The 12420-nt window shown below is 73.2% G+C and carries 14 protein-coding genes; 6 read left to right on the top strand and 8 right to left on the bottom strand.

Annotated features, from left to right (window positions below; all coding sequences use genetic code 11):
• Window positions 1–75 precede the first annotated feature (75 nt).
• Both OO52_RS32280 and OO52_RS32275 read left to right on the top strand, forming a co-directional pair.
• Window positions 76–522: a MarR family winged helix-turn-helix transcriptional regulator gene (locus tag OO52_RS32280; protein ID WP_030650151.1), complete on the top strand. Its 447-nt coding sequence runs from the start codon at window positions 76–78 to the stop codon at window positions 520–522.
• 168 nt (window positions 523–690) lie between these two features.
• Window positions 691–1557: an esterase/lipase family protein gene (locus OO52_RS32275; protein ID WP_030650149.1), complete on the top strand. Its 867-nt coding sequence runs from the start codon at window positions 691–693 to the stop codon at window positions 1555–1557.
• 51 nt (window positions 1558–1608) lie between these two features.
• Here the strand turns inward: OO52_RS32275 and OO52_RS32270 are convergent, their stop codons facing one another.
• Complete coding sequence (locus tag OO52_RS32270; protein WP_030650147.1) at window positions 1609–2613, bottom strand: lytic polysaccharide monooxygenase; 1005 nt, start codon at window positions 2611–2613, stop codon at window positions 1609–1611.
• A gap of 179 nt (window positions 2614–2792) precedes the next feature.
• Here OO52_RS32270 and OO52_RS32265 point away from each other — a divergent pair, with 179 nt between their 5' ends.
• Window positions 2793–3251, top strand: coding sequence for a GNAT family N-acetyltransferase (locus OO52_RS32265; protein WP_030650144.1), 459 nt, complete (start codon window positions 2793–2795; stop codon window positions 3249–3251).
• A gap of 12 nt (window positions 3252–3263) precedes the next feature.
• Here the strand turns inward: OO52_RS32265 and OO52_RS54040 are convergent, their stop codons facing one another.
• Window positions 3264–3398: a hypothetical protein gene (locus OO52_RS54040; protein ID WP_106972096.1), complete on the bottom strand. Its 135-nt coding sequence runs from the start codon at window positions 3396–3398 to the stop codon at window positions 3264–3266.
• Window positions 3399–3536: 138 nt separating this feature from the next.
• On the opposite strand from OO52_RS54040, the gene OO52_RS32260 reads away from it, so the two are divergent.
• Window positions 3537–4157 carry a class I SAM-dependent methyltransferase gene (locus OO52_RS32260; RefSeq protein WP_030650141.1) on the top strand — a complete coding sequence of 207 codons (621 nt, stop codon included), beginning with the start codon at window positions 3537–3539 and terminating at the stop codon, window positions 4155–4157.
• Window positions 4158–4177: 20 nt separating this feature from the next.
• Here the strand turns inward: OO52_RS32260 and OO52_RS32255 are convergent, their stop codons facing one another.
• A complete protein-coding gene (locus tag OO52_RS32255) occupies window positions 4178–4678 on the bottom strand; it encodes a DUF402 domain-containing protein (RefSeq protein WP_030650137.1) in 501 nt (166 codons plus the stop codon).
• Complete coding sequence (locus tag OO52_RS32250; protein WP_030650133.1) at window positions 4659–5588, bottom strand: GNAT family N-acetyltransferase; 930 nt, start codon at window positions 5586–5588, stop codon at window positions 4659–4661. Before OO52_RS32250 ends, OO52_RS32255 begins: the two co-directional genes overlap by 20 nt.
• 71 nt (window positions 5589–5659) lie before the next feature.
• On the opposite strand from OO52_RS32250, the gene OO52_RS32245 reads away from it, so the two are divergent.
• A complete protein-coding gene (locus OO52_RS32245; RefSeq protein ID WP_030650129.1) occupies window positions 5660–6031 on the top strand; it encodes a GntR family transcriptional regulator in 372 nt (123 codons plus the stop codon).
• 74 nt (window positions 6032–6105) lie between these two features.
• Here OO52_RS32245 and OO52_RS32240 read toward each other — a convergent pair whose 3' ends face one another.
• Window positions 6106–6873: a DUF72 domain-containing protein gene (locus OO52_RS32240; protein WP_030650126.1), complete on the bottom strand. Its 768-nt coding sequence runs from the start codon at window positions 6871–6873 to the stop codon at window positions 6106–6108.
• 15 nt (window positions 6874–6888) lie between these two features.
• Window positions 6889–7983, bottom strand: a complete 1095-nt coding sequence (locus tag OO52_RS32235; RefSeq protein WP_030650122.1) for a DUF5925 domain-containing protein — start codon at window positions 7981–7983, stop codon at window positions 6889–6891.
• Between the two features lie 282 nt (window positions 7984–8265).
• Between OO52_RS32235 and OO52_RS32230 the strand changes: the two genes are divergently transcribed.
• Window positions 8266–9072 (top strand): SGNH/GDSL hydrolase family protein, encoded by an 807-nt coding sequence (locus OO52_RS32230; protein WP_030650119.1) that lies wholly within the window; start codon window positions 8266–8268, stop codon window positions 9070–9072.
• A gap of 59 nt (window positions 9073–9131) precedes the next feature.
• On the opposite strand, the gene OO52_RS32225 is transcribed toward OO52_RS32230, so the two are convergent.
• Together OO52_RS32225 and OO52_RS32220 are read right to left on the bottom strand one after the other, a co-directional pair.
• Window positions 9132–10772 (bottom strand): serine/threonine-protein kinase, encoded by a 1641-nt coding sequence (locus OO52_RS32225; RefSeq protein ID WP_030650116.1) that lies wholly within the window; start codon window positions 10770–10772, stop codon window positions 9132–9134.
• Window positions 10773–10799: 27 nt separating this feature from the next.
• Window positions 10800–12383 carry a nickel transporter gene (locus OO52_RS32220; RefSeq protein ID WP_030650111.1) on the bottom strand — a complete coding sequence of 528 codons (1584 nt, stop codon included), beginning with the start codon at window positions 12381–12383 and terminating at the stop codon, window positions 10800–10802.
• Window positions 12384–12420 lie beyond the last annotated feature (37 nt).

Here is a 12420-nt window from a genome sequence, read left to right as displayed (position 1 = left end):
CGCATAGATGGTCAAGTAGATTGACTACATGGTCAAGCAGCTTGACCTTGCTGTCAAGGGTGTTTCAATGCCTCCGTGCAGAACTCCGACGCCCTGGCCCTGTCCGCCGCCCTGCTCGCCGTGGCGGGCGACCTGACCCAGCGCATCCATGACGGGGTGGTCGCCCGCGGCTTCGCGGACCTCCGGCCCGCCCACGGCTTCGCCTTCGCGCGGCTCGCCCCGGACGGGGCCACCGCCACCGACCTGGCCGCGCACCTCGGGGTGACCAAGCAGGCGGCGAGTCAGCTGGTGGACGAGATCGTCCGCAAGGGGTACGCCGAGCGCAGGCCGCATCCCGAGGACGCGCGGGCCCGGCTGGTCGTGCTGACCGAGCGGGGGTGGGCCTGCACCAGGGCGGCGGAGGAGGCGGCCGCCGAGGTGGTCGGGGGGTGGGCCGAACTGCTGGGTGAGGGTGAAGTGCGCGGTCTTGTGGAGCGCTTGGTGCGGATCGCTCCCCGGGGCCCGATCCGACCGGCCTGGTGACGCTTCGTCAACGTCCCGGTGAGGCCCCGGTTATCACTGGAAGTTTTTACTGACGCGTAACTTCACACTTGCACTACTCGCTCGTAACTTGACGAGTGAACAGCATCCCGTGATCCGGATCACAGGGTTAGGCCGTGCACCTCCCGTGAGCCGCAAGGAGATCACACGATGCTGCCCTGGAAACGAGCGCTCAGACCCCTCGCCGCGCTGCTGCTCACCGCCGCCGTCGCCGTCGTACCGGCCGCCACCGCCAGCGCCTCGGACACCACTGCGCCCAGCAGTGGCTGGAACGACTACACCTGCAAGCCCTCCGCCGCCCACCCCCGCCCCGTCGTCCTCGTCCACGGCACGCTCGGCAACTCGGTCGACAACTGGCTCGGCCTCGCCCCCTACCTGAAGAGCCGCGGATACTGCGTCTACTCCCTCGACTACGGCCAACTGCCCGGCGTCCCCCTCTTCCACGGCCTCGGCCCCATCGACAAGTCGGCAGAACAGCTTGCCGTCTTCGTCGACAAGGTGCTCGCCGCCACCGGAGCCGCCAAGGCCGACCTGGTCGGCCACTCCCAGGGCGGCATGATGCCCCGCTACTACCTGAAGTTCCTCGGCGGAGCCGCCAAGGTGGACGCCCTCGTCGGCCTCGCCCCCGACAACCACGGCACCGACCTGGACGGCCTCACCCACCTGCTGCCGTACTTCCCCGGCGCCGAGGACCTGCTCAAGGCCACCACCCCCGGCCTCGCCGACCAGATCACCGGCTCGGCCTTCCTCACCAAGCTCAACGCGGGCGGCGACACCGTCCCCGGGGTGCGCTACACGGTCATCGCCACGAAGTACGACGAGGTGGTCACCCCCTGGCGCACCCAGTACCTGAGCGGTTCCGGCGTCCGCAACGTCCTGCTCCAGGACCTGTGCCCGCTCGACCTCTCCGAGCACCTCGCCATCGGCCTGTTCGACCGGATCGCCTTCCACGAGGTGGCCAACGCGCTCGACTCGGCCCACGCCACCGCCACCACCTGCGCGTCGGCCTTCAGCTGACGTGCCGCCGGGGCCCGTCCGGCCTGAGCCGCCGGACAGGCCCCGGAACCCTCACCGGCGGTGACCGCCACCCGCCGCGCGCCGCCGCACCGACAGGAACAGCGCGGCCGAACCCAGCGTCAGGGCCGCCGCGCCGCCGACCGCGAGGTACGAGGTGCCGGCGGACGCGCCCGTCTCGGCGAGATCCGCCGAAGTCCCGGCCGCCTTCGGCCGGTTGGCCGGGGTCGCCGCCGCCACGGGCCGGCCGGCGGCCGGGGGCGCGGACGGCTCCGCCGAGGTGTTCGCGTCGTCGTCGCCGTGCCCGTGGTGCTCGATCGTCGACTTGTCGGCACCGGCCGCGATCTGCTCGTCCGAGGGCGCGGTGGCGCCCGGCGCGGGGGCCGTACCGCCGTTGCCGCCGTCACTGCTGCTGCCGCCGCCGAAGTCGACGTCCGAGCAGGAGTAGAACGCCTCCGGGCTGTCCGAGCGCTGCCAGACCGCGTACAGCAGGTGCCGGCCGGACCGCTCGGGCAGGGTGCCGGTGAAGGTGTAGAAACCGCCCGACGGGACCGGGTCGGTGGCCGTCGCCACCGGGTGCTCCAGATCCAGGTCGGACCAGGCCGTCGGCTTCGCGGGGTCGTATCCGGGCCTGGTGAGATAGACCCGGAAGGTGCCCTTGTGCGGGGCGGTCACGCGGTACGTGAAGGTGTACGACCCGCCGTGCACGTTCGTCGCCGGCCAGTCGGCGCGGGCCAGGTCGAGCCCCTTGAACTCCTCGTTGCCCGCGCTGCACAGCTCGCCGTCCGGGACGAGCTGCTGGTGCCGCCCGGCCGCGTCGCCGATCCGGATGCCGTTCCAGTCGTACAGAGCCTGCGTGCCGCCGGCCGCCACGGCCGCCCTGCACGCGGCAGAGTCAGGGCTCTCCGGTCCCTCCGCGTAGCACTGCGAGACGCGGCTGACCGGGTCGCCCATCGAGCCGTGCGCGGACGCGGGCCACGCGGCGAGCACGGTCATGCCGAGGGCGGTGACGGTGACGGCGGCGGCCTGACGGGGTGCGGGCACGCGGCGTGCGGGCATGCGGAACTCCTCCGGACGGTCCGTGGGGTGGCTGGACGCAGCGGGCTTCGGATCCCGTGGGGTGATCCGAAACTAACCCCAGCAAACCGTGGGATCGCCTGCTGGGAGCGGGTGGAGGAGATCCTTATGGTCCGCTTAAGGAAGCGCTCAGGCTGCGCTCAGGTGGATAGCGTGCGGACATGACCGACAACGACACGGAACAGGTCCGGCCCGCCGCCACCGACGACGTACCGGCCGTGGGAGCGGTGACGGACGCGGCCTACCACCCCTATGTCGCGCGCATCGGTGTGGTGCCCCAGCCCATGGAGGCGGACCACATGGCGGACGTGGCCGCCGGCAAGGTGTTCGTCACCGGTGAGCCCGTCGTCGGGCTGGTGGTGGTCGAGGCGTTCGCCGACCACCTCTTCCTGGACAGCATCGCCGTCCACCCAGACGCCCACGGCACGGGCGTCGGACGGCGGCTGCTGCGCTTCGTCGACGCACGCGCGCGTCAACTGGGGCTCGACGAGATCAGGCTCTACACGAACGCGATGATGTGGGAGAACCAGAAGATCTATCCGAAGTACGGCTACGAGGTCGTGGAGCGCCGGGTCGACGGTCCCTACGACCGGATCCACTACCGCAAGCGGCTGCGCTGAGGTGTCGTCGTGTCAGCCTTCGGGCCACCAGGTGCGGGCGATGTCCTTGCGCACCTCGGGGCGTCCCGCCGGGCGTTCCTCCGCCTCGTCGCGGATCCGGCGGCTGTCCGTCCTCTTCAGGGGCCTCTGCACGGTCGTACGGCGCATAACTGCCTCCTTCAGTGCCCACCGAGTTCCGCGTTGTCACGGAGGTAGACGCTTTCGGGGAGAGTTCCTCATCGGTGCCGGTTTGTCAGTGGCGGCTGTCACGTCCGCACTGTCAGTGGCGTGTGTCACTCTCTGGGCATGACGAGCGAGAACGCGCACACGGTTGCGGATGCCCCGGAAGCGGACTGGGATGCGCAGGCCGCCGCCTTCGACGACGAGCCGGACCACGGCCTGCGCGACCCGGAGGTGCGTGCGGCCTGGGCGGACCGGCTGCGGACCTGGCTCCCGGACCACCCCGCGGACGTCCTCGACCTCGGCTGCGGTACCGGCAGCCTGTCACTCCTCGCCGTCGAGCAGGGGCACCGGGTGACGGGTGTCGACCGGTCCCCGGCGATGGTCGAGCGGGCCCGGGCCAAGCTCGCCGGACGCCCCGCGACGATCCTGTGCGGGGACGCCGTGGCCCCGCCGGTGGGGGAGCGCCGCTTCGACGTGGTCCTGGTACGGCATGTGCTGTGGGCGCTGCCGGACCCGGCCGGGGCGCTGCGGCACTGGCGGCGCCTGCTGCGCCCCGGAGGCGGATTCGTGCTGATCGAGGGCGTGTGGGGGACCCTCAGCCCGGTCGGCGTCCCGGCCGCCCGGCTCACTGCCCTGCTGGAGCCGCTGAGCCGGGACGTGCGGCTGGAGCGACTGTCCGACGACTCCGTGTTGTGGGGCAAGGACGTGGACGACGAGCGGTACGCGGTGGTGGCCACCGTCTGACACCGGGGCGCCGGGGCCGGTCAGGCCAGCAACTCCGCGAAGCCGTCGGCGCGGATCGCCAGCGCCTCCAGCGTGTCGAGTGCGGCCACCGCGGCGGACGCGGCCTGCGGGTCCGTCTCCGCGAGGCCGCTCTCGGCGAACTCGTCCTCGTCCAGACGCCGTACGTCCCGCCCGTCAGCGGAGCGCCACAGGTCCAGGTCGAGGTCCTCCACGACCAGCTCCGTCCCGGAGCGCAGCGCGGGGCGCGTGACGTCGCAGTACCAGCCCTTGACCGAGCCGTCCGCCGCGCGCACCTCCTTCACCGAGTACCACCGGTCCCGCCAGTAGTACTCGGTGAACACGTCACCGGGCTCGAACCGCACGAACCCGAAGTCCCGGACCCCGGAGCCCGCCCAGGGCGCCCGTACGGCGATCCGGTTGCCGTCGTCCCCGAGCAGCTCCGCCGGGTAACGGATCTTCGTCCGGCCCGCCTTGACCAGGACGACCTCCAGCCGGGCCGGCTCAGCCGAGTCCACGGACATAGCGCACCTCCGTCGCGCAGACCTCGTACCCGAGCCACTTGTTGATCGCGATCATGGGGGCGTTGCCGGTGTCGTTGCCCGTGAAGGCCTCGGTGACACCGGCGGCGCGGGCCCGGTGCAGGGAGTGGACCTTGGCGAGCTTGGCCAGGCCACGGCCGCGGTGGGCCCGGGCGGTGCCGGTCATCGCCGTGGAGTAGCGGCCCTCGCCGTCGGTGTAGGCCACGGTGAAGGCGACCGGACGGCCGTCGACACAGGCGGCCGTGGTCAGCTCCCGGTCCAGCAGCGGGTGGTTCCAGTTCTCCGCGAGCCAGACGTCGTAGTCCGTGAACGCGTACTCCACGTCGCTCGGTTCGTCGAGCACCGTCTCCGCGTCCAGCTCGAACAGCGGCCGGGGGTCGTCCGCGAAGTCGGCGGCCGTGCGCAGTTCGACGCCGGGCGGGATCTCCGGGAGCGGCGGCAGCGTGCCGTCCGCCAGGCCGAGGCGGAGGAAGTGCGCGGTACGGCCCCGCCGGTAGCCGCGCCGCTCGGCGAAGGCCTGGTTGGCCGGCTCGTCCAGCGCCCAGGCGAACAGCTTGGTCGCGCCCGCCTCCGCGAGGTACTCCTCGGCGGCCCGGACCAGCAGCCGGCCGGCACCGCGGTGCGTCCGGTCCGGACGGACGTAGACGTTCAGGGCGCCCTGGCCCGGGTCGGGGCTCTCGGGGATCAGATGCACCTGCGCCGTGCCGATGATCTCGCCGTCCTCCTCCGCGACGAGCGGCCGGAACCGGGCGTCCGGGTGCGTATGGGCCACCGTGTGCCGGACCGAGTCCGGCGTGAACAGGATGTACGGCAGAGCGAGGCGGCGGACACGGGCGAAGCCCTCGGCGTCCGCCGGGACGTCGGGGCGCAGAGCGCGCACGAGGACTGTCATGATCAGGCACCGTACGGGCCGGGAGGGCCGGGTGCCTCTCATTTTCCGGCGGGTGCGCGACAATCGGCCCTGTGAGCCTGAAGATCCGCATCGATGACAGCGCGCCCCCGTACGAGCAGGTGCGGGCGCAGATCTCCGAGCAGGCGCGGTCCGGCGCGCTCCCGGTCGGGTACCGGCTGCCGACCGTGCGGGGGCTGGCCGAGTCCCTGGGGCTCGCGGTGAACACGGTGGCGAAGGCGTACCGGGCGCTGGAGGGCGACGGGGTGATCGAGACGCGGGGGCGCAACGGCACGTTCGTGGCGGCCGCCGGCTCGGCCGCGGTGCGGGAGGCCTCCCTGGCCGCCCAGGCGTACGTCGAGCGGGTGCGGCGGCTCGGGCTCGCCGAGGACGAGGCACTGGGTGCTGTGCGGGACGCGCTGCGGGCGGCTTACGGGGAGGCCTGAGCGAGTCCGGCACCGCGGCGCTCCGCCGCCGCGGCCGAGCGCCGTCGCGGCGGGAACGACGAGCGGGACACGTGTCAGAGTTTCGCCGGCTCCGGCGTCCTGGTCACCGTCAGGCCCGCCCTCCTCGCCGCCCGGCCGAACGTCACCGCGTCCTGGACCGCCGCGCCCCCGGGGTCGTTGTTGAAGTACGCGTACACGTCCTCCGTGTCCGACCAGGTCGTCGCGACACGGTCCACCCAGGTGTCCAGGGAGCGGCGGCCGTAGCGCGGCCAGGGCTGGGCGCGGCCCTGGTGGAAGCGGACGTAGCCCCAGTCGGCGGTGCGCCACAGCGGGGTGACCGGGCGGGCCAGGACGTCCGCCCAGCACAGGGCCGCGCCACGTGACGCCAGCACCGCACGGACCTCGCCCGTCCACCAGGAGTCGTGGCGGGGTTCCACCGCGACCCTCGTACCGGCCGGGAAACAGGCCAGGCAGGCGTCCAGCAGGAGCGGGTCGGCGCGCAGGGTGGGCGGGAGCTGGAGCAGGACCGGGCCCAGGCGGTCGCCGAGGCCCGCCGCGTGGGTCATCAGGCGGTGCACCGGCTCCTCGGGGTCCTTGAGCCGCTTGATGTGGGTGAGGTACCGGCTGGCCTTGACCGTGACCACGAAGTCCGGCGGGACGCGGTCGCGCCAGGCGGCGAAGGTGTCGTACGACGGCAGCCGGTAGAACGCGTTGTTGATCTCCACGGTCGCGAACAGCCGGGTGTACTCCTCCAGCCACAGCCGCGCCGGCACCCCGGCCGGGTAGACGTGGTCCCGCCAGTCCTTGTACTGCCACCCCGACGTGCCGACGAACAGGGTCATACCCTCATCAAAGCACTAGAGGTACAGGCCCGCGTCCGCGCCCTCCCTGGCCCCCGGCACCGAGGTCGGCGCGGTGCCCCGGCGCAGCGCGTACAGCTCGGCCAGGGTCGCGCCGTCCCGGGCGACGCCCTCATCGGTGCCGAGCCACTTCACCGCCTCCGGGCGGGTCAGCGGGCCGACCTCGATGCGGGCCAGGCAGCGGCCGGGGCGGACCACGGCCGGGTGCAGCCGCTCCAGGTCCTCGTTGGTGGTGACGCCGACCAGGACGTTGCGGCCCTGGCCGAGCAGCCCGTCGGTGAGGTTCAGCAGCCGGGACAGGGCCTGGCCCGCCGTGTGCCGGGCCTCGCCCCGGATCAGCTCGTCGCAGTCCTCCAGCAGCAGCAGCCGCCAGCGGCCCTTGCCCGCGCCGTCGTCCTCCCCGATGGCGATGTCCATGAGATAGCCGACGTCGGAGAAGAGGCGCTCCGGGTCCAGGACGCAGTCGACCTGGCACCAGTCGCGCCAGGAGCGGGCGAGGGTGCGCAGGGCGGAGGTCTTGCCGGTACCGGGCGGGCCGTGGAGCAGCAACAGCCGGCCCGCGATGTCCTCCGGGGTCGTCTTCATCAGGCGGTCCATCGCGTCCGCCACCGGCGCCGTGTAGTTGGGCCGGACCTCGTCCCACGTGCCCGCGGAGATCTGCCGGGTGGTGCGGTGCGGGCCGCGCCTGGGGGAGACGTACCAGAACCCCATCGTCACGTTCTCCGGCTGCGGTTCCGGCTCGTCGGCCGCGCCGTCCGTGGCCTGGTCGAGGACCCGCTTGGCCAGTTCGGCGCTGGTCGCGGTGACCGTGACGTCCGCGCCCCGGTTCCAGCGGGAGACCAGCAGCGTCCAGCCGTCCCCCTCGGCGAGGGTCGCGCTGCGGTCGTCGTCGCGGGCCATCCGCAGCACGCGGGCGCCCTCCGGCAGCAGGGTCGCGCCCGAGCGCACCCGGTCGATGTTCGCGGCGTGCGAGTACGGCTGCTCGCCCGTCGCGAAGCGGCCGAGGAACAGCGCGTCGACGACGTCGGACGGCGAGTCGGAGTCGTCGACGTGGAGCCGGATCGGCAGAGCGTCGTGTGGGTTGGCAGACATGCCGCCATGATCCGTCACGGATGCACTCCGCGCACGGCATTTCCGCCTGTTGTCCCGGGTGTTCCCAAGAGGCGCCCGGCACGCGGCTCGACGGTGTCCGGGCCTCCAGGAGTCGAAGGGTGACGTGGCGTCAACAGATGTGGCATGCATGCGCAATATATGAGCGGTGAACGTCTTGGGCCGATCCTGTCGAGATGACAAAAGTCTTGGCATGAACACTTCCTGTCAACACGCGTAGCTGCTACCACAGTTGAGGCAGAGATCCTGCTAAAGGGAGGTTCCATGAGACGTTCCCGACTTACCGGATTCGTGACCTCGCTCCTCCTCGCCGTCGGCCTCGGTCTCACCGGGGCCGCTTCGGCACAGGCGTCCTCGACCGCCGCGGCCGGCGGCTACGTCGCACTCGGTGACTCCTACTCCTCCGGGGTGGGCGCCGGCAGCTACATCAGCTCGAGCGGCGACTGCGACCGCAGCACGAAGGCCTACCCCTACCTGTGGAACGCCGCCCACAGCCCTTCCTCGTTCGCCTTCAACGCCTGCTCCGGCGCGAAGACGGACGACGTGCTCGCGGGCCAGCTCGGCTCGCTGAACTCCTCCACCTCGCTGGTGTCCATCACCATCGGCGGCAACGACGCCGGTTTCGCCGACGTCATGACCACCTGTGTGACCAGCTCGGACAGCACCTGTCTGTCCCGCATCAACACCGCGAAGGCGTACGTCACCAACACGCTCCCCGGCAAGCTGGACACCGTCTACAACGCGATCAGCGCCAAAGCCCCGTCCGCCCGGGTGGTCGTCATCGGCTACCCCCGCTTCTACCTGCTCGGCCAGGCCTGCCTCGGCCTCTCCGAGACCAAGCGCTCCGCGATCAACGACGCCGCCGACTACATGGACAACACCATCAAGGCCCGCGCCACCGCCCACAACTTCGTCTTCGGCGACGTCCGCACCACGTTCTCCGGCCACGAGATCTGCTCCAGCAACTCCTGGCTGCACAGCGTCAACTGGCTCAACATCGGCGAGTCGTACCACCCGACCGCGTCCGGCCAGTCCGGCGGCTACCTGCCCGTGCTGAACAACGCGGCATGACCCGTACGGGCTCGCCCGGCAGGGTGAGGTTCCCCAGTGCTGTTCTCAGGGTGCCGTTCTCAGGGTGAGCCCGACGGCGAGGCGGAGGCGGAGGTCCCGGACGACGGGGTCTCCGCCGCCGTCGTACAGGTCACCGAGAACGGCACCGAGTTCGACGTCGTCCGCACCGGACCGCGCACCTCGACGCCGATCTCGTTCTCGATCGTCCCGCCCTCGGCGTACGTCGTCACCGTCACCCGCTGCTCCCGCGTGCGCGCACCGCCCGCCGGGAACGACAGCGTCTTCCACCCGGGGTCCGCCACCGACCCGTGCGCCGACACCCACCGGTACTCCACTCGCGCGGGCAACCGGCCCACCGTGAACTCCGCCGTGAACGCGGGCGCCTGCGCGGCGGGCGGCGGACAGGTCCCGGAGTACTCCGTGTGCGCCCCGGTCAGGGTCACCCGCACCGACTGCGCCGGCCGTCCGCTCCCCGACGCGCTGCTCCGTGAGGGAGAGGGGGTCGGGGTGCCCGCGTCCGTGCTGCCGCTCGGCGTGGGGGAGTGCGCCGGGCCGCTCGTCCGGCCGGTGTGCGCGCCCTCGGTCCCGTGTCCGCCCCCGCCGTCGCGATGCAGCAGCGCGTAGGTCAGCCCCGCCAGCGCCAGGACGACCGCGAGCACACCTGCCACCAGCACGACGGCGGCCCGGCGGTCGCGCTCCGGCCGCCGGTCCGGCCCGGCGGCCGTGGTGCCCGGGTCCGGGTAACCGGTGGGCAGCGGCAGCGGCAGCGGCGCGGTCCGCGACGGCTCCGGGGGCGGGGCCACGGCCGCCGGCGGGTACGGCGACACACCGGGCGCGGTGTCCGCCGGCACCGACCCGCCCGCCGCGACCAGCCGCAGCTCCCGCTCCGCCTGTCCGGCCGGCAGCCGCTCGGCCGGGTCCTTGCGCAGCAGCCCCTCGATGACGGGCGCGAGCGGCCCGGCCCACCGCGGCGGCGGCAACTCCTCGTCCACCACGGCCCGCAGCGTGCTGAGCGGGGTGTCCTGCCGGAACGGGGAGACGCCCTCGACGGCCGCGTACAGCAGCACCCCCAGCGACCACAGGTCCGACGCGGGACCCGGAGTCCGCCCCAACGCCCGCTCCGGCGCCAGGAACTCGGGCGAACCGATCACCTCGCCGGTCATCGTCAGCGCCGAACTGCCTTCCACCGTGGCGATCCCGAAGTCGGTGAGCACCACCCGGCCGTCGTTGGCCAGCAGCACGTTGGCCGGCTTCACGTCCCGGTGCAGCACCCCGGCGGCGTGCGCGGCGCGCAGCGCGGACAGCACCTCGGCACCGATGTGCGCGGCCCTTGGCGGTGGCAGCGGACCCTCCGCCTCCAACTGGTCGGCGAGGGACAGCCCGCGCACCAGCTCCATCACGATCCACGGCCGGCCGCCCTCCAGCGCCACGTCGTACACCGTGACCACGTTGCGGTTCGCGACCCGGGCCGCCGCCCAGGCCTCGCGCTCCAGGCGCGCGTACAACCGCTCGACCTCGTCGCCGGGCAGCCCGGCCGGCGCCCGCACCTCCTTGACGGCCACCTCGCGGTGCAGCACCTCGTCCCGGGCGCGCCACACGGTCCCCATGCCGCCCTCGCCCAGCGGGGACAGCAGACGGTAGCGGCCCGCGATCACACGTTCCGGGCCCGGCTCCTCGGACACGGGCGCCCCCCAAGGCATCTCGTGCGAATCCTTCCCAAAGGTAGCTCAGCCCAGCACGGATGCGGCCCCCCTGAGCACCAGTCCCATGCCCAGCGCGAGCACGACCAGGGCCGAACCGAGCGGCAGGGTCCGGCGCGCCAGGACGGCCACCGGATGGGCGCTCCAGCGCGGGCGCCGCTGGAGAACCCGTACCGCCCCCGCACCCAGCCGTACGACGGCGAACCCGGCGGCGGTGAGCGTCAGCGCGAGACCGGCCCCGTACGCCACGACGAGCAGCAGTCCGAACCAGGCCTTGCCGAGCGCGGTGGCGCCGACCAGCACGACCACGGCGGACGGGCTGGGCACCAGCCCACCGGCGAACCCGAGCAGGATCGTGCCGCGGAGTGTGGGCGCGGTGGGGTGGGTGTGGGTGTGGCCGCCGTGGGTGTGCGTGTGGCCACCATGGCTGTGACCACCGTGGTCGTGGTCGTGGGGGTGTGCGTGGTCTCCATGGGTGTGTTCCACACCGTCGTGGTGGTGATGGTGGTGGGCGGCCCTGTGTCCGGCGCCCACAGTCATCAACTCCCTCCGCTCCGCGCCGTCGTGGGCCACCACGGTCGCCCGCACCCGGTCGCGCCAGGCACGGCGGACGAGTGTGACGCCCGCCGTCAGCACCAGGGCGCCCCCGGCGACGCCCAGCCAGGAGATCACCGCCGGCGCGGCGGCGGATCCGGCCGTGACCAGGAGGCCCAGGGCGACCACGCCGAGGGTGTGGGTCACGGTGACCGAGGCGGCCATCGGCAGCACGTCCCGCGGCCGGGCCCGGCCCCCGCGCGCCGCCGCCGTCGCGGCCATCAGGGTCTTGCCGTGGCCCGGCGCGAGCGCGTGCAGCGCGCCCAGGGCGACGGCGACGAGCAGGGCCAGACCGGCGAAGCCGACGGTGAGGTCGTGCCGGGCCACGAGGTCGTCCAGGGCCCGGGTCCAGCGGTCGGCACCCCGGGGGAGCACACCGGCACCCGGGGCCGCCTGCCGCTCCGCGTCCGCCGCGAGCGCCGGGCCACCGGGCCGCACCCGCAGCGAGGCCGTCCCGGTGTCGGCGGGGGAGGACAGCAAGTCCCGCGGGTACACGGTCAGCTCCCGGGACACCGACTCCTTCGGCACGTCGGTCGCGGTGAGTGTCATGCGGTCGCCCCGCGCCGTGATCTCCCGCCAGCCGGGCCCGCCGTCGGCGCCCGCGCCCCGGAAGTCGAGGCTGACGGTGCTCGCGCGGGGCAGCGGGGCGGTCAGCCGGCACTCCAGGCGCAGGGTGTCGAGGCCGGCCTGGCCGGGACGCGTGCGCGCGCTGCCACGGGCGGCCGTCAGGGCGGTCGTACGCCCGTCGACCCTCAGGCCGCTGTCGGCGGCGGCCCGTGCGCACCGCTGCCGGGCCCACGCGCTCAGCCCCAGCCGGTCGATGTCGGCCCTGGCCTGGGTCGCCGGGATCTCGGCGAGGTCCTCCACGTGGTCGACGCGGAGCTGTCCGGGAGCGGCGACCAGGCCGTCGTAGCGGTTGACGGTGAAGTTGCCGAGGGGGTGCGCGTTCGCGGTGCCGGCCGGGAGGAGCGCCAGGGCGCACACGGCGACCAGGACGCACAGCAGACGCGGGGTCACCCGGCGCGGACGCGGTTCCACCGGGCGTGGACGCGGT

Origin of the sequence: Streptomyces flaveolus, from assembly GCF_000716535.1 — a bacterium.
GTDB lineage: Bacteria > Actinomycetota > Actinomycetes > Streptomycetales > Streptomycetaceae > Streptomyces > Streptomyces flaveolus_A.
The sequence above is the reverse complement of the archived record's forward strand: the minus strand, read 5'-3'. Positions and strand labels throughout refer to the sequence as shown.

Bases quoted from the DNA above. Each gene is read 5' to 3' on its own strand.
- OO52_RS32275 (WP_030650149.1), top strand. From the start codon at position 691: ATGCTGCCCTGGAAACGAGCGCTCAGACCCCTCGCCGCGCTGCTGCTC.
- OO52_RS32270 (WP_030650147.1), bottom strand. From the start codon at position 2,613: ATGCCCGCACGCCGCGTGCCCGCACCCCGTCAGGCCGCCGCCGTCACC.
- OO52_RS32265 (WP_030650144.1), top strand. From the start codon at position 2,793: ATGACCGACAACGACACGGAACAGGTCCGGCCCGCCGCCACCGACGAC.
- OO52_RS54040 (WP_106972096.1), bottom strand. From the start codon at position 3,398: ATGCGCCGTACGACCGTGCAGAGGCCCCTGAAGAGGACGGACAGCCGC.
- OO52_RS32260 (WP_030650141.1), top strand. From the start codon at position 3,537: ATGACGAGCGAGAACGCGCACACGGTTGCGGATGCCCCGGAAGCGGAC.
- OO52_RS32255 (WP_030650137.1), bottom strand. From the start codon at position 4,678: ATGTCCGTGGACTCGGCTGAGCCGGCCCGGCTGGAGGTCGTCCTGGTC.
- OO52_RS32250 (WP_030650133.1), bottom strand. From the start codon at position 5,588: ATGACAGTCCTCGTGCGCGCTCTGCGCCCCGACGTCCCGGCGGACGCC.
- OO52_RS32240 (WP_030650126.1), bottom strand. From the start codon at position 6,873: ATGACCCTGTTCGTCGGCACGTCGGGGTGGCAGTACAAGGACTGGCGG.
- OO52_RS32235 (WP_030650122.1), bottom strand. From the start codon at position 7,983: ATGTCTGCCAACCCACACGACGCTCTGCCGATCCGGCTCCACGTCGAC.
- OO52_RS32230 (WP_030650119.1), top strand. From the start codon at position 8,266: ATGAGACGTTCCCGACTTACCGGATTCGTGACCTCGCTCCTCCTCGCC.
- OO52_RS32225 (WP_030650116.1), bottom strand. From the start codon at position 10,772: ATGCCTTGGGGGGCGCCCGTGTCCGAGGAGCCGGGCCCGGAACGTGTG.